Consider the following 16,361-nt stretch of genomic DNA (forward strand, 5'->3'; position numbering starts at 1 on the left):
GGCGCAGCGTGGTTGACGGTGGCATTGATGCTGATTGCCGCTGTCCCCGCGCTCGCGGAAAAACTGCCGCTCGCGCGGTTGTTTGCCGCTCCGGATCTGTCGGGCCCGACGCTGCGCGGCGTGAAGATTTCGCCCGACGGCAAACTCATCGCCTATCTGCGTGCGCGCGAAGACGACAGGGATCGCTTCGACCTGTGGGCCTACGATGTCGCTGCCAAACGCGATCGCCGGCTGGTCGACTCACGCACACTCGCCGGCGCGGATAAAGCCTTGTCTGCCGAAGAGGAGGCGCGGCGCGAACGTCAGCGCACCAGCGCCTATTCGGGCATCGTCGAATACAGCTTCGCCCCCGACAGCCGCCATCTGCTGATTCCGCTCAATGGCGATTTGTATGTATACGACCTGGCGCGCAAACCCGCCGTTGCGGTACGCCGGCTTACGAGCACGGAAGGCTACGAGACCGACGCGCGCTTCTCGCCGCGTTCGCATTTCGTCAGCTTCGTGCGCGACCAGAATCTGTACGTCATCGACCTGGCGAATGGTGCCGAGCGCGCGGTCACGCGCGAAGGCGGCGGCCTCGTGAGCTTCGGCATGGCGGAATTCATCGCGCAGGAAGAGATGGATCGCGACACCGGCTACTGGTGGTCACCCGATGAACGGCACATCGCGTTGACACGGGTGGACGAGGCGCCGGTCGCTGAAATCGAACGCTTCGAGATCCAGGCCGCGGGCGCACGAATCGTGCGGCAGCGGTATCCGGCCACGGGTGCCGCGAACGCGCGCGTCGACCTGTTTGTCGCGGATCTCGCCGCCGACAGCCGCCTCCAGCTGGATCTTGGTCCGCAGACCGACATCTATCTACCGCGTGTGGACTGGTTCCCGGATTCGCGCGGACTCGCCGTGCAGCGGCAGAGCCGCGACCAGAAGACGCTGGAGCTGCTGCGGTTCGACGCGCTCACGGGCCGCGGCCGCGTGTTGCTGGCCGAGCACAGCGACACCTGGGTGCCGCTGCATCAGGAGCTCACGTTCCTGCAGCGCGCGCCGCAGTTCATCTGGGCTTCCTCACGCGACGGCTTCCAGCATCTCTATCTATATGGCAACGACGGCAAGCTGATTCGACAGCTCACGTCGGGCGAATACATGGTGACCGGCGAATCGCCGGAGGCCGCGATCCGGGCCGTCGACGAACGTACGCGCCGCGTGTATTTCGTGGCCAACCTGCCCTCACCCGTCGAACGGCAGATGTTCTGGGTATCGCTCGACGCTCCCGCCGCACCCACGCGTGTCACGACGGGTGCGGGTTGGCACAGCATCGACATGTCGATGGACGCGAGCGTGTTCGTCGACGTTTTCTCCGATGCGGACCACCCGAGAAGCGTGACGCTGCGGCGGGCCGGCGGCGCGCCGCTGTCGGTGTTGCTGCCTAACAATCTGGACGCCGCGCACCCGTACGCGCAATACCTCGACGAACACGTGACGGCGGAGTTCGGTACGCTGGCGGCCGCTGACGGCCAGCTCATGCAGTACAAACTGCTGAAGCCGCGTCACCTCGAGGCGGGCAAGCGATATCCGGTGCTCGTCGACGTGTATGGCGGCCCGGGCGTGCAGAGCGTGAAAAATGCCTGGGGCTCGCTGTTTCATCAGTACCTGGTGCAACACGGCTATGTCGTGTTTGCCCTCGACAATCGCGGCAGTGGCTTCCGCGGCGCGCGTTTCGAGACGGCGCTCGGCGGCCGGTTGGGCGGCATCGAGGTCGCCGACCAGGTGCGGGGCGTGGAATTCCTGCGTGGCCTGCCCTTCGTGGATGCGAAGCGCGTCGGCATCTTCGGCTGGAGCTACGGCGGTTACATGGCATTGATGTGCCTGATGCAGGCGCCCGACACGTTCGCGGCCGGTGTCGCCGGCGCGCCGGTCACCGACTGGGCGCTGTATGACACGCACTACACAGAGCGCTACCTATCTACTCCGCAGGCGAACCCCGCGGGCTACGCCGCCGGCAACGTGCTCACGTTTGCCGACAAGTTGAACCGCCCGCTGCTGATCGTGCACGGCATGGCCGACGACAACGTGCTGTTCGCGCACACGACTGCGTTGATGAAGAAGCTGCAGGACCTGCAGAAGCCGTTCGACTTGATGACCTACCCCGGCGGCAAACACGGAGCGATCCGCCAGAGCACCACCGGTTTGCATGCCAGCACGCAGATCGTGCGCTTCTTCGACCGCGAGCTAGGCCCAATCCCACATTGAAAGGGGACATGCCTATTTTTCGGGCCGGAAGATCCGGCCCGAAAAATAGGCATGTCCCCTTTAACGCACTACAGCTTGATGCGTCCGCCGCCGGCCGGAGGGCCACCCATGCCGCCGGCATCGGGCACGACGATGCGTGATGCCTGTTCGCGGCGCATCTCGCGCGCCTCTTCGATCGCCTGTTCGATGGCGATCTTCACCGCTTCGGGGAATTTGTTGCAGGCATCTTCGAGCGACGCGGCTTCCAGTTCGAACGCCAGTGGCAACACGCCTGCGGGGGTCAGCAGCTGGGTCTGGCCGGAATACAGCACCGCGCGCGCGGCATCGTCCTTGCCGTCCGGCAGCACAGGGACCAGCCGGCGCAACGTGCCCGCCTTGCGGTCGGTGAAGATCTCTTCGCGATACAACTGGGTCGCGTCGAGTTTGATTTCGGGGAGCTGCTGCTGTTCCTGTGCCATGTCGGTTCCAGTAGTTGGTTCGCGTTGAATCATAATCGCTGCAGCGCCGTTATGAACGGCGTGTCGGCGGGCAGCATCCGCTCATTGCCGAGTGACTGACAATCCACCCACTTCAATTGCTGCCCGTCGAGACCCTGCGGGGCGCCGCTCGTGAGCGTCGCGCGCCACAACACGAGGTCGACCGTCCGGTCCGGATAGTCGTGGCTCAACCGCATCACTTCGTGATCGGGCCGCGCTTCGACGCCGAGCTCCTCGCGCAGCTCGCGTACCAGCGCCTCGGTATCGGTCTCGCCGCTCGCCACCTTGCCGCCCGGGAATTCCCACCAGCCGGCCATGTGTTTGCCCGCGGGCCGTTCGGCGATCAGCACGCGGCGCTCGGCATCGAACAGCGCCGCGGCGACGACGCGCAGCCGGGGTTTATCCGCCACTTCGGGCTTACTCGACACCCTCGAGCACGCCGTGGCAGTTCTTGAACTTCTTGCCGCTGCCGCACGGGCAGGGCTGATTGCGGCCGACCTTGGGCGCGGCGCGTACCGGGCGCTGCGGCGGCAGCTGCGCGGGTGCCGGCGGTGGCCCCTGGCGCGGCGCACCCGCGGGCGGCGCCTGCTGCGGTTGCGCGTCGCCAGCGGCGAGCTGCGTCAACGAGGCGGCCTCGGCGTGCTGCGCCTGCAGCGCGCGATTGAGCCGCGCACGGCGCGCCTCTTCCTCGCGTTCGAGCTGCTCGGGTGACTTCACCTGCACATCGAGCGTAGCCAGTAGAGTGACGGTATCGAACTTGATGCGTTCGAGCATCGCGGCGAACAGTTCGAATGCTTCACGCTTGTACTCGTAGCGATAATCCTTCTGTGCGTAGCCGCGCAGGTGGATGCCCTGACGCAGGTAGTCCATCGCGCCCAGGTGATCGCGCCACTGCTGGTCGAGCACGTTGAGCATGATCTTCTTCTCGATCATGCGCATGATGAGCTTGCCGTCGGCATCGACGCCGATGCGCTCCACCTTCGCGTCGTACATCGCATCGATCGCGCCGGCGATACGGCCGCGCAGCGTCGATTCTTCGAGATCGGGCTGGTCCTTGAGCCACTGCGCCGGATCGACCTGCGTGGCGAAATTCTTCGCGATCGACTTCGCCAGCGCGTCGAGATTCCAATCCTCGTGGCTGACGTTCGCCGGCAGGAACTGGTCGAGTAATTCGCTGACCACTTCGGCGCGGATGCCACGCACCGCGTCGGCGAGGTTCTCGGCGCCCATGAGCTCGGTGCGCTGCTGGTAGATGACCTTGCGCTGGTCGTTCGCCACGTCGTCGAACGTCAGCAGCTGCTTGCGCACGTCGAAGTTGTGCGCTTCCACCTTGCGCTGCGCCTTTTCGATCTGGCGCGTGAGCATGCCGCTCTCGATGACCTCGCCTTCCTTCATGCCGGCCATGGCCAGCAGGCGCTTCGTGCGATTCGGATCGCCGAAGATGCGCATCAGGTTGTCTTCCATCGATAGATAGAAGCGGCTCGAACCCGCATCGCCCTGGCGGCCCGAACGGCCGCGCAACTGGTTGTCGATGCGGCGCGATTCGTGGCGTTCGGTGCCGACGATGTGCAGGCCACCCGCGGCCAGCACCTGGTCGTGGCGCACCTGCCAGTCGGCACGCATACGCGCGGCGGTGACTTCGTCGAGACCGGCATCGCCAGCGGCGGCCGCGGCGGCTTCGATCTCCGCCTCGAGATTGCCGCCTAGTTTGATGTCGGTGCCGCGGCCCGCCATGTTCGTGGCGATCGTCACGCGGCCGGGCATGCCGGCGTTCTCGACGATGTGCGCCTCGCGCTCGTGTTGTTTGGCGTTCAGCACGTCGTGCGCGATGCCGTGTTCCTTCAACACGCCGGACAGCAGCTCGGAAGTTTCGATGGACGTGGTGCCGACCAGCGTGGGCTGCCCGCGTTTCACGCAATCTTCGATGTCCTCGATGATCGCCTTGAACTTGTCCGACTGCGTGAGATACACGAAATCCGGATTGTCCTTGCGGATCATCGGGCGATGCGTCGGGATGACGACCACCTCGAGGTTGTAGATCTGCATGAACTCCGGCGCTTCGGTGTCGGCCGTGCCGGTCATGCCGGAGAGCTTCTTGTAGAGCCGGAAGTAGTTCTGGAACGTGATCGACGCGACGGTCTGGTTTTCCGCGCGCACGCGTACGCCTTCCTTCGCCTCGACCGCCTGGTGCAGGCCGTCGGACCAGCGGCGGCCCGGCATCGTGCGGCCGGTGAATTCGTCGACGATGATCACTTCGCCGCCGCGCACGATGTATTCGACGTCGCGCTTGTAGATGGCGTGGGCGCGCAGCGCGGCGGTCAGGTGATGCATCAGCCGGATGTTGGCGCTGTCGTACAGGCTCTCGCCTTCGCGCAGCAAACCGGATTCGAGCATCAGCGCTTCGACATTTTCGTGCCCGGCTTCGGTCAGGTGGACGTTCTTCTGCTTCTCATCGACGGAGAAGTCACCCTCGCCCTCTTCCACGAGCTGCTTCTTGAGCCGCGGCACGAGTTTGTCGACCTTGAGGTACAGCTCGTCGTTCTCCTCGGCGGGGCCGGAGATGATGAGCGGCGTGCGCGCCTCGTCGATGAGGATCGAATCCACTTCGTCGATGATGGCGAACGCGAGGCCGCGCTGCACGCGCTCCTCGAGGCTGAACGCGAGGTTGTCGCGCAGGTAATCGAAACCGAATTCGTTGTTGGTGCCGTAGGTGATGTCGCACAGGTACGCGGCGCGTTTCTCGGCGTGATCCTGCTGGTTGCGGATCACGCCCACCGTGAGCCCCAGGAACTTGTAGATAGGCCCCATCCAGTCGGCATCGCGCTGCGCGAGATACTCGTTGACGGTGACCATGTGCACGCCCGCGCCCGTGAGCGCATTGAGATAGGCGGGCAGCGTCGACATCAGCGTCTTGCCCTCGCCGGTGCGCATCTCGGCGATGCGGCCTTCATCGAGCGTGAGGCCGCCGATCAGCTGGACGTCGAAGTGGCGCATCTTGAGCGTGCGCCGCGCGGCTTCACGGACCACCGCGAATGCTTCGGGTGCGAGCTCGGCGGTCGTCGCGCCCTCGGCGATGCGCTGGCGGAATTCGCCGGTCTTGGCCGCCAGGGCTTCGTCGCTCAAGGCCTGCAGGGCGGACTCGAACGAAGCCGCCTTGCGCACCGTGGCCTCATAGGCTTTGACGATGCGGTCGTTGCGGCTGCCGAAGAGCCGCGTCAGAAGATTGAGCACGAGAGATCCTTGGGAGAAAACTTCAAGGCCGACAAATACTTAGGCCGGGTGTAGCGCAGCCGGGCCGGTATTCTACGGATAGACCCGAGCGCACGGAACTGGTTTCCACCCTGGCGAGCGCTGGGAGATGGGGCTGGACCATCGCGAGCACAAGCAGAAATGAAAAGCCCCGGCAGGCCGGGGCTTTTCGAATCGAAATTCGGGGACGGATCAGTTGCGGCCGATGAAGGTCAGCGGGTCGATCTGGCGGCCGGCCTTGAGCACTTCGAAGTGCACGTGTGGACCGGTGGAGCGGCCCGTGGAGCCGACGTACGCCAGGGTGTCACCGCGGGAGACCGTGCGGCCCACGCCGACAGCCAGGCTCTGATTGTGGCCGTAACGCGTGATCAGGCCGTTGCCATGACTGACCTCGACGAGGTTGCCGTATCCGGCCTTCTCGCCGGCAAACGTGACGACACCCGCGGCGACGGCGACCACGTCCGAACCCTGCGGGCTCGCGAAGTCGATGCCCTTGTGGAACGCCTGGTGGCCGTTGAACGGATCCTGGCGCTCGCCGAAATACGAGGAGATGTGGCCTTCGCGCACCGGCCGGCCATCGGGCCGGATCTGCTCGTCGAGCTTCTTCGACAGCAGGGCGTTTTCGAGCGCCGCGAGCTGCGCATCGCGGGAGGAAATCTTCTGCTCGAGACCATTCAGCAGCGTATTGAGGTCGGGCGCCTGCATGGCGGCGCCGATGTCGGACTCGGGCCCACCGACGGCCGGCTGGCTCTCGAAATCGAATTCGCGGTTGTCGATGTTCGCCATCTGCGTGAGGCGCTTGCCCAGCGCATCGAGGCGGATCACGTGGGCGTTCATCTGGCCGATGCGCATGGCCACCGCGTCGACGCGGCGTTGCAGCTCGGCTTTCAGTTCCTTGATCTCGGATTGCTGCTCGGCGAGCGTGGCCGACCAGGTGGAGATACCGCGCGGATGGCTCTTGCTCTCGCCGATCTTGAGGCCGAGGCTGAAGGCGGTCGCGAGGATGGCGACCAGCACCGTCGCGAACGCCGCAACGGCCAGGGGATGAGCGAGATTGAAGTGCCGGGCTCGACCTTCGCGGCGCGAAAAAAAGATGATGTTCATCGCGCCAGCTCCCGGATATCGCGGCAAACCGGATCTTTACGATCCTGTTCTTTGTGCTTCAATGACTTGCACCTCGCTGGCAACCTCATCCGTCGACTCCCATTGAGAGTGTGGTCCGGCAAAACCGTAAGGCCCAGCAGGCGCGAAACTATGCCCAAAAGACCTCTCCGAAACAAGCAAACGGTCCGTCCGGGTTCAGCTCCCAGGACCGTCGGTGACTTAATGTCGGCGCGTCTGCCAGCTCTCGCCCAGCGTGCCCTTTCGACGCCCCCGGCTTCCGAGTGGCAAGTCGCAGTAATGGATGCCTTTGGAAGCGCACTGGCCAATAAGGTAAATGGCTGCTCGCTGGATAGCGGAACACTTACGGTGATCGCGGAATCCTCTGCCTGGGCCGCCAGAATGCGGTTTTTGCTGGTTGATCTCGAACCTCGGCTGCGCGAGCTGGTGCCCGGATATCGAGGCTTCGAGGTGCGGGTACGGCCGCGCCGGACGGCGCCTGCGCGGCGCTGACGGAGCGTCAGAGCTCGCCCGAGGCGAGGCGGTCGGCGGCATGGTTCGCGGCCCGTGCGGACAGGGCCATGTAGGTCAGCGAGGGATTCGCGCAGCCCGAAGAGGTCATGCACGACCCGTCCGTGACGAACAGATTGGGCACGTCGTGGGCCTGGTTGTGGGCGTTGAGAACCGAAGTTGCCGGATCCCGCCCCATGCGCGCAGTGCCCATCTCGTGGACGCTGCTGCCCGGCGGCGAGACCTGCGGGAACAGGCTACGGACGTTCTCGCAACCCGCCACGTTCAGCATGTCCTGCGCGTCCTGCTTCGCCTGCGCCGCCAGCTTCAGGTCGTTTTCGCCGTGGGTGCAGTCAATATGGACCAGCGGGATACCCCACTGATCCTTGCGGGTCGCATGCAACGTCACGCGGTTGTCCGCCCGCGGCAGCATCTCCGTGAAGCCGAACAGCACCATCTGCCAGGGGCCTGGGTCGCGCAGCCCCTGCTTGAGGCCGGCGCCGATCCCGACCTGGTCGATGCCGCGATCCCAGCTCGGGCGTTCGCCCTTGCCCTGGAATCCATAGCCGCGCACGAACTGCGCGGAGTTGTCTTCGGTGACGTTCGCGTAGCGCGGGATGTAGATGCCCGTCGGCCGGCGGCCGTAGTAGTAGCGATCGAGAAAGCCCGGCATCGTGCCGATCGCGCCGACCCCCTGCACGTGATCCATGAGATAGCGGCCGACCGCACCGGAGCGATTCGCCAGTCCGTCCGGAAAATATTCGGAACGCGAGGCGAGCAGGATTTGCGCCGTCGGGATCGTCGATGCGCAGACGAACACGACGCGCGCCTGGTAGCTGCGGCGTTGCTTCGTGTTCGTGTCCATGACGCGCACGCCGGAGACGCGGCGCTTCGCATGGTCGTAGTCGAGACTTTCGACAATGGTGTCCGTGATCACCGTGAGATTGCCGGTGCGTTGCGCCGCTGGCAGCGTGCTGCTGAGCGTGGAGAAATACGCGCCGTAGCCGCAGCCGCGGTCGCAGACACTGCGCAGCTGGCACGGTCCGCGGCCGAGCTTGATGTGTTCTTCGGTGGGCTCGGACAGATTCGCGCAGCGGCCGATCGTCACGCGCCGGGTCGGGTGTTGCTTCTCGAGGCGCTCCTTGAACGCATGCTCGGCGCAGTTGAGATCCATGGGCTGGAGGAACTGCCCGTCCGGCAATTGCTCGAGGCCTTCCGACGCGCCCGAGATGCCGGCGAACCGCTCGACGCGGTCGTACCACGGCGAAATGTCGGCGTAACGGATCGGCCAGTCGACGCCGTGGCCGTCCTTCTTGTTAGCCGAGAAATCGATGTCGCTGAAACGGTAGGTCTGGCGCGCCCAGGTGAGCGAGCGGCCGCCCAGGTGATAACCGCGGTACCAGAGGAACGAGCGGTCGTCGGGCGTGCTGTAGGGATGTTCGCTGTCCTTGACCCAGAACTGCTTGGTACCCGCGTTGAATGCGTAGCTGGTTCCCTGGATCGCGTAGTGTTCCTTGACCTCGTCCTCGGGCACGAGCCCGCGATTCGGCAACTCCCACGGCGGACTGAAATCCAGGTAGTCCTTGCGATGATTGACGTGGCGTCCGCGCTCGATCATCAGCGTGCGCAGGCCGCGTTCGCACAGCTCCTTCGCGACCCAGCCGCCGCTGATTCCGGACCCTACGACGATGGCGTCGAAATCCATGGTGCGTGCTCAGCTCGTCCAGAACGCGGAGGCGCGCCCGACTTCATTCAACGGCAGGCAGCTGCGCCACGCGCCGGGCACGAGCTCGAAACGCAGCTCCTGAGTCGCCCCGATCTCGGAGTGGTAGTAACCGAGCAGGACCATCTGCTTGAATTTGCGATACGCGGGGTCATGCGCCCTGACGCTTTCCTCGTCGTAGACACGCATGAGCTCGAGGCGCTGCGAGTCGGGTAGTTCGAGGAAGGCGGCGCCATGTTTCGACCAGGTGCGCTGCTCGATGGTCTCGAGAACCCCGGCAATCTGCGCGCGCGATTCCAGGCTGCCCCAGTTCATGAGCAGGTCGCGGATGAACGCGGGTACACCCGCGCCGATCGCCCCGGGAGTATCGGTGGCCGGAATGATCACCTCGGTCACCTGCTCGAGCAGCGCGAACTGGTCGGCCGAGAACACGGGCCCGCGACTGCCGTCCGCGCTCGATTGGCGCGAGAAACGCGTCAATGCCGCGGCGCCGCCCACCAGGAAAACGGCGCCCAGCAGCATGGCCCGGCGATTGAGTTTTGGATCCTTGACCGACAAAAGGCAGCTCCTCCGCCCCGCTCTATCGGCCACGTTGCATCGAACTGGATGGGAAAGCCGTGCGCCGGATCAAACTATCCGCGCGCGTCGACGCGGGAACACGGGCGCGGCAAAGCCTTGCCGCCCGGGAGGGCTTCTAGATGGTCGAACCGGCCGGAACCGGCGGCGGCTGTACGTAGGCGATGGGAGCGTCCGAGGGCTTCTCGAACACCACCGATTCCCACGCCGAGGTGTCGGCGATGAGTTTGCGCAGCAGCTGGTTGTTGAGCTTGTGGCCGGACTTGTGGCCGCTGAACTCGCCGATCAGGCTGTGCCCGAGTAGATAGAGATCGCCGATCGCGTCGAGGATCTTGTGTTTGACGAACTCGTCCTCGTAACGCAGGCCGTCTTCGTTCAACACGCGGAAATCGTCGAGCACGATGGCATTGTCGAGGTTGCCGCCGAGCGCCAGATTACGCGCGCGCAGCATCTCGAGGTCGCGCATGAAACCGAAGGTGCGCGCCCGGCTGACTTCCTTGAGGAACGAGGTGGTCGAGAAATCCATCGACGCGGTCTGCGCGCGGCGCTTGAACAGCGGATGGTTGAATTCGATCTCGAAGTTCACCTTGAAGCCGTCGAAGGGCTTGAATTCGGCCCATTTGTCGCCGTCTTCGACCCGCACGCGCTGCTTGATGCGCACGAATTTCTTCGGAATCCGCTGGTCTTCGAAACCTGCCGACTGCAGCAGGAACACGAACGGGCCCGCGCTGCCATCCATGATGGGCACTTCGGGGGCGCTTACTTCGACGTGCGCGTTGTCGATGCCGAGGCCGGCGAACGCCGACAGCAGGTGTTCGACCGTGGAGACGCGCGCGTCGCCATTAAAAAGAGTGGTGCCGAGCTGGGTGTCGCCGACGTTGTTGGCGGTGGCATGGATATCCACGGGCGGATCGAGATCGGTGCGCCGGAACACGATGCCCGTGTCCGGAGCCGCGGGCCGCAACGTCATCAACACCTTCTGGCCGGTATGCAGACCGACGCCCTGGGCGCGAATGGAATTTTTGAGAGTGCGTTGTCCGAGCATCAGCTTGCATCTCCCGCTGCCACGTTGCCGTGGTGCACGGGTAGCGCCACCCAGAGGGCGGCGGGGAGCGAGCCACTTCGACTCCTGGACCTTCGTCCAGGATTCTTGGGGGCACCGCGACCCAAAAAGGGGCGCTACCGTAACACAGTTGCCTTGGTCAGTCTTCCGATCGACCTCGCCTCAATCGGCCTGGCGCCGCAGAAATGCCGGGATATCCAGCACATCTTCGGCATCGGGCGCGGCATGCAGACCATCGCCGACGGCGCGTTGGCGTTGCACCGCCGGTTTGTCCAACGCGGCGTAGTCGGCGGCTGTCAGCGGACGGCGCGGGACCACACGCATGGCCGGTTCCGCAGCAGGCGCTGCCGCCTGCGGAACCACCTTCTGCAACGTGGGAACTTCGCGACCGTAGTTTCCGCGGGTGTTGGCCACGACTTCCGGTTTGCCGAGGCCCGTCGCCACCACAGTGACGCGCATTTCGTCTGACAGCTCCGGGTCGATGACGGTTCCCACCACGACGGTGGCGTCATCCGAGGCGAACTGTTTGACGATGTTGCCGACTTCCTGGAACTCGCCGATCGACAGGTCCATGCCCGCCGTGACGTTGACCAGGATGCCGTGCGCGCCGGACAGATTGATGTCCTCGAGCAGGGGTGAGGACACCGCGGCTTCGGCGGCTTCCCGGGCACGGTTTTCACCGCGCGCGACGCCCGAGCCCATCATCGCCATGCCGGTTTCGCTCATGACGGTGCGCACGTCCGCGAAGTCGACATTGATGAGGCCGGGACGCGTGATCAGTTCCGCGATGCCCTGCACCGCGCCCTGCAACACGTGGTTGGCGCTCTTGAAAGCGTCTAACAACGTGGTCTTGGCGCCGAGCACGGTCAGCAGCTTCTGGTTGGGGATCGTGATCAGCGAGTCGACGTACTTGCCGAGTTCGGCGAGGCCGTGGTTCGCCACCAGCGAACGCTTGTTGCCTTCCATTTCGAAAGGCCGCGTGACCACGGCCACCGTGAGGATGCCGAGTTCCTTCGCGACCTGCGCGACCACCGGCGCCGCGCCCGTGCCCGTGCCACCGCCCATGCCGGCGGTGATGAACAACATGTCGCAGCCCTCGATCATCTCGATGATGCGATCGCGGTCTTCGATCGCCGCCTGGCGGCCGATCTCGGGATCCGCGCCGGCGCCGAGACCCTTGGTGATGTTGCAGCCGATCTGCAACGCGGTCTTCACCTTCGAGTGTTTCAGTGCCTGCGCATCGGTGTTGATGCACAGGAATTCCACGCCTTCGATGCCGCTCGAGACCATGTGTGCGACCGCGTTGCCGCCGCCGCCTCCGACCCCGATGACCTTGATTACAGCGTTCTGGCTGTAAGCGTCCATTAGTTCAAACATTGTGTCGCTCCTTCACTTGTTGATTCAAAGCTGTCAGCTTCGTTTTCATCACCTAACAACAGGCTTTCTTCCCGGCAAACCCGGTCAGAAATTCCCCTGAAACCAGTTCTTCATGCGCTCGGCCATGGTGCGCGCGTTGCCCGAAATCGAGCGGCCGCGATTGCCCGCCAGCGCGTTGTCGCGGGCGTACAGCAGCAGGCCGGCGCCGGTCGAGTAGATAGGGTTGCGCACCACGTCGCTGAAACCGCGGATGTGCTGCGGCACGCCGAGGCGCACCGGCACGTGGAACACCTCTTCGGCGAGCTCGATCGCGCCTTCCATCTTGGCGCTGCCACCGGTCAGCACGATCCCCGAGGCGACGATCTCCTCGAAGCCCGAGCGGCGCAGTTCCTCGCGCGCAAGACCAAACAACTCCTCGTAACGCGGCTCGACCACTTCGGCCAGCGTCTGGCGCGCCAGGCGCCGCGCCGGCCGGTCACCCACCGACGGCACTTCGATGCTTTCGTCGGGGTTTGCGAGCTGCGACAACGCGCAGGCGTATTTGACCTTGATGTCCTCGGCGTACTGCGTCGGCGTGCGCATCGAGACGGCGATGTCGTTGGTAACCTGGTCGCCGGCGATCGGGATCACGGCCGTGTGGCGGATGGCGCCCTGCGAGAACACCGCGAGATCCGTGGTGCCGCCGCCGATGTCGATGATGCACACGCCGAGCTCACGCTCGTCGTCGGTCAGACAGGCGAAACTCGAGGCGAGCTGTTCGAGCACGATGTCGTCGACTTCGAGACCGCAGCGCTGGATGCACTTCTCGATGTTCTGCGCGGCGCTGTCGGCGCCGGTCACGATGTGCACCTTGGCTTCGAGCCGCACGCCCGACATGCCGATCGGGTCGCGGATGCCTTCCTGGCCGTCGATGATGAATTCCTGCGGCAACACGTGGAGAATCTTCTGGTCCGCCGGAATCGCGACGGCCTTGGCCGCGTCGACCACGTGCTGCACGTCGGCCTCGCTCACCTCGCGGTCGCGGATCGCGACCACGCCGTGGGAGTTCAGGCTGCGCACGTGTGATCCGGCAATACCGGCGAACACCGAACGGATCTCGCAGCCGGCCATGAGCTCGGCTTCCTCGATCGCACGCTGGATCGACTGCACGGTGGATTCGATGTTGACCACCACGCCTTTCTTGAGACCGCGCGAGGGCTGCACGCCGAGCCCGATCACCTCGATCGAATTGTCGGGCGCGATTTCGCCGACCAGCGCGGCCACCTTCGACGTGCCGACGTCGAGGCCGATGATGAGATTCTTGTCAGGGCGCTTAGCCACGAAAATTAGCCATCCGAGTTGTCGTCCTCTGCCGCGCCGGCCGCGACGCGTTGACCGCCCGCGCGCCAGCCGATCGCGAATCCATTGGTGTAACGCATGTCGACGTAGCCGATGTCGCTGGCATGCGCGGCGATCTGCCCGACGCCGGCCGCGACGAAACGCGCGAAGCGTTCGTCGACCTGGCGGCGGCCGAGCCGCACGGTGATGCCATTGTCGAGATCGAATTCCCAGGCGCCGCGCGCATCGAGGCGCACCGCCGTCAGCCGCATGCCCGCCTCGATGAGTTGCCCCTGCGCGGCGAGATAACGCCGCGCCACTTCGTTCTCGCTGCCGCGCGGACCGGACAGGCGCGGCAACTCGGGCGGGATGTGCCGCGCCTCCGAGATGAACAGCTCGCCGCGCGTGTTGAGCAACCCGTTCGCGCCCCAGCGCGCGGCGGCCACCTGCTCCACGACGCGGATGCTGAGCGCCCGCGGCCACTGGCGGTCGACGGTCGCACTATCTACCCACGGCAGTTGTTCGACGGCGCGTTGCACGGCCGCCAGGTCCACGCTGATGAGGCCGGTGTCGCGCACGCGCGCCTTGACCGCCTGCTCGACTTCGATCGGCGACACGCGCTGGAAGCGGCCGGTCACCGACACCTGCGTGATGTTCTGGTCGAGTGTGCCCAACGTGAGCGTGAACGCGATGCCGAGCACCGCCAGCACCGCCGCCGCGATGCCGAAACGCGCCAGCCACGCGCCGGAAATTTTCCAGCGGCGTTCCTCGGCCTTGCGCCTGTTCCTGGGTTTATTCCACATCAGATGGTTACCGCCGTGCGGCTGAAGCTGGTCTCGAGGACCTGCCACACCAGCTGCTCGAAGTTGATGTCGAGCGCGCGCGCCGCCATCGGCACCAGACTGTGATCGGTCATGCCCGGCACCGTGTTGATCTCGAGCAGATACGGCTTGCCGGCCTTGTCCATCATGAAATCCGCGCGGCCCCAGCCTTCCGCCCCGACCGCCGCGAACGTCGCCTGCGCCAGGCTGGCGAGATGTTTCTCCGCCTCGGTAGATAGACCGGACGGGCAGTGATACTTCGTGTCGCTGCGGAAGTACTTCGCCTGGTAGTCGTAGAACGTGGCCGGGGTCTCGATGCGGATCGACGGCAACGCGCGGCCCTGCAGCACCGCGACGGTGTACTCGGCGCCCGTGATCCACGGCTCGGCGAATACATCCGGCTCGAGCAACGCGGCGGCCTGGTAGGCGCCCGGCAATTGCTCGGCCGTCTCGACCTTGGTCATGCCGACCGAGGACCCTTGCGTGGCCGGCTTCACGATCATCGGCAGGCCCAGCCGCTCGATGCAGTTGTCGAGGTCGGCGGGCGAGCGCAGCACCATGTAGTCGGTGGTCGGAATGCCGACCGCCTGGGCGAGCCGCTTGGTGCGCAGCTTGTCCATGCCGATGGCCGAACCCATGACGCCGCTGCCCGTGTACGGCAGGCCGAGGAATTCGAGCGCGCCCTGCAAGGTGCCGTCTTCGCCGCCGGGCCCGTGCAAGGCGATGAACACGCGGTCGAACTTGCGCGCGATGAGCTCGCTCAACGGTTTGTCGCGCGGATCGAAGGGATGGGCATCGACGCCGCGTTTGCCGAGCGCCGTGAGGCAGGCGTTGCCGGACAACAGTGAGATCTCGCGTTCGCTCGAGGTACCGCCGAACAACACGGCGACGCGACCGAAATCCTTCGCATCAGTAACGTGACGAACTACTTTGGGGTCATGACGCAGACGCATCAGGCGTGCTCCCCGACCGTGCGGAATTCCGGCACGAGCGCGATGTTGAACTTGCGCTGCACCTCTTCCTGGATGTGTGCAACGAGTTTCTCCACGTCGGCAGCCGTGGCGGCCTCGACGTTGACGAGAAAATTCGCGTGCTTCGGTGAAACCATGACGTCCCCGATTCGAAAGCCCTTGAGTCCGGCGGCCTCGATGAGGCGCGCGGCGTGTTCGCCCGGCGGATTGGTGAACGTGGAGCCGCAGCTCCATTCGCCGATCGGCTGCGTTTCCTTGCGTCTGGCCAGCAACTCGCGCATCGCCTCGTCGGTGAGGCCGGGCTGGTATTCGAATTCGAGCGTCGCCGCGAGGAAGAACTCGCCGGCCACGGGCGGCACGACGTGCCGGTAACCGTAGGTGTATTCACGCGCATCGCGACGGCGGTCGACGCCGCGCGCGTCGCACACGTCCACGCTGCGCACGCGCGGCCAGGTCTCTGCGCCGAACGCACCGGCATTCATGGTCAACGCGCCGCCCAGCGTGCCGGGAATACCCGCGAGGAATTCGGCCGGACCCAAGCGCCACTTGATGCACTGGCGCGCGAGGCGCGCGCAGGGCACGCCGGCTTCACAGGTGACGGTGGTGTCGTTGGCGCGCTCGAGGCGCGTGAGTCCGCTCTGCGTGTCGATGACGACCCCGCGGATGCCGCCATCGCGCACCAGTAGATTGCTGCCGAGACCGAGCCAGAACAGCGGCGTCCCTTCGGGTAACGTGCCGAGGAACTGGAGCAGATCGGCGCGATCGCGCGGGCTGAAATAAACGTCCGCGGGTCCACCGACGTGCCAGGACGTATGGCGCGACATCGGCTCGCCGCGTTTCACGCGCGCATCGAACGCGGCATCGACGACCAGCATTCCGGCGCTCATGAAAGCCGGCTCCCAACCGAGTTTGTTACGGGCGGTGCGCACG

At 65.2% G+C, this 16,361-nt stretch carries 13 protein-coding genes; 1 reads left to right on the top strand and 12 read right to left on the bottom strand.

Annotated elements, in window-relative coordinates; all coding sequences use genetic code 11:
* Positions 1 to 27 precede the first annotated feature (27 nt).
* Complete coding sequence (locus WDO72_06800) at positions 28 to 2,247, top strand: DPP IV N-terminal domain-containing protein (protein MEJ0085370.1); 2,220 nt, start codon at positions 28 to 30, stop codon at positions 2,245 to 2,247.
* A 68-nt stretch (positions 2,248 to 2,315) separates the two neighbouring features.
* Here WDO72_06800 and WDO72_06805 read toward each other — a convergent pair whose 3' ends face one another.
* The 12 genes from WDO72_06805 to murB form a co-directional block, all read right to left on the bottom strand.
* The gene (locus tag WDO72_06805) at positions 2,316 to 2,705 is read right to left on the bottom strand and encodes a hypothetical protein (protein ID MEJ0085371.1); all 390 of its coding nucleotides are present in this window, start codon (positions 2,703 to 2,705) and stop codon (positions 2,316 to 2,318) included.
* A 29-nt stretch (positions 2,706 to 2,734) separates the two neighbouring features.
* Positions 2,735 to 3,133, bottom strand: coding sequence for an 8-oxo-dGTP diphosphatase MutT (gene mutT / locus WDO72_06810; GenBank protein ID MEJ0085372.1), 399 nt, complete (start codon positions 3,131 to 3,133; stop codon positions 2,735 to 2,737).
* 7 nt (positions 3,134 to 3,140) lie between these two features.
* Positions 3,141 to 5,954 (bottom strand): preprotein translocase subunit SecA, encoded by a 2,814-nt coding sequence (gene secA, locus WDO72_06815; GenBank protein ID MEJ0085373.1) that lies wholly within the window; start codon positions 5,952 to 5,954, stop codon positions 3,141 to 3,143.
* A 210-nt stretch (positions 5,955 to 6,164) separates the two neighbouring features.
* Complete coding sequence (locus WDO72_06820) at positions 6,165 to 7,076, bottom strand: M23 family metallopeptidase (GenBank protein MEJ0085374.1); 912 nt, start codon at positions 7,074 to 7,076, stop codon at positions 6,165 to 6,167.
* A 517-nt stretch (positions 7,077 to 7,593) separates the two neighbouring features.
* Entirely contained in the window at positions 7,594 to 9,288 is a 1,695-nt protein-coding gene (locus WDO72_06825) for a GMC family oxidoreductase (GenBank protein ID MEJ0085375.1), read from the bottom strand.
* A gap of 9 nt (positions 9,289 to 9,297) precedes the next feature.
* Complete coding sequence (locus WDO72_06830) at positions 9,298 to 9,864, bottom strand: gluconate 2-dehydrogenase subunit 3 family protein (protein MEJ0085376.1); 567 nt, start codon at positions 9,862 to 9,864, stop codon at positions 9,298 to 9,300.
* A gap of 136 nt (positions 9,865 to 10,000) precedes the next feature.
* Positions 10,001 to 10,927, bottom strand: a complete 927-nt coding sequence (gene lpxC / locus WDO72_06835) for a UDP-3-O-acyl-N-acetylglucosamine deacetylase (GenBank protein MEJ0085377.1) — start codon at positions 10,925 to 10,927, stop codon at positions 10,001 to 10,003.
* A gap of 180 nt (positions 10,928 to 11,107) precedes the next feature.
* The gene (gene ftsZ, locus WDO72_06840; GenBank protein ID MEJ0085378.1) at positions 11,108 to 12,322 is read right to left on the bottom strand and encodes a cell division protein FtsZ; all 1,215 of its coding nucleotides are present in this window, start codon (positions 12,320 to 12,322) and stop codon (positions 11,108 to 11,110) included.
* Between the two features lie 84 nt (positions 12,323 to 12,406).
* On the bottom strand, positions 12,407 to 13,642 hold the full coding sequence (ftsA, locus tag WDO72_06845) for a cell division protein FtsA (protein ID MEJ0085379.1): 1,236 nt from the start codon (positions 13,640 to 13,642) through the stop codon (positions 12,407 to 12,409).
* Between the two features lie 5 nt (positions 13,643 to 13,647).
* Entirely contained in the window at positions 13,648 to 14,442 is a 795-nt protein-coding gene (locus tag WDO72_06850) for a cell division protein FtsQ/DivIB (GenBank protein MEJ0085380.1), read from the bottom strand.
* Positions 14,442 to 15,413 (bottom strand): D-alanine--D-alanine ligase, encoded by a 972-nt coding sequence (locus WDO72_06855; GenBank protein ID MEJ0085381.1) that lies wholly within the window; start codon positions 15,411 to 15,413, stop codon positions 14,442 to 14,444. The genes WDO72_06850 and WDO72_06855 overlap by 1 nt, the downstream gene beginning before the upstream one ends.
* Positions 15,413 to 16,360, bottom strand: a complete 948-nt coding sequence (gene murB, locus WDO72_06860; protein ID MEJ0085382.1) for a UDP-N-acetylmuramate dehydrogenase — start codon at positions 16,358 to 16,360, stop codon at positions 15,413 to 15,415. Before murB ends, WDO72_06855 begins: the two co-directional genes overlap by 1 nt.
* Between the last annotated feature and the right edge of the window lies 1 nt (position 16,361).

It is taken from the genome of Pseudomonadota bacterium (assembly GCA_037200975.1).
GTDB lineage: Bacteria > Pseudomonadota > Gammaproteobacteria > Steroidobacterales > Steroidobacteraceae > CADEED01.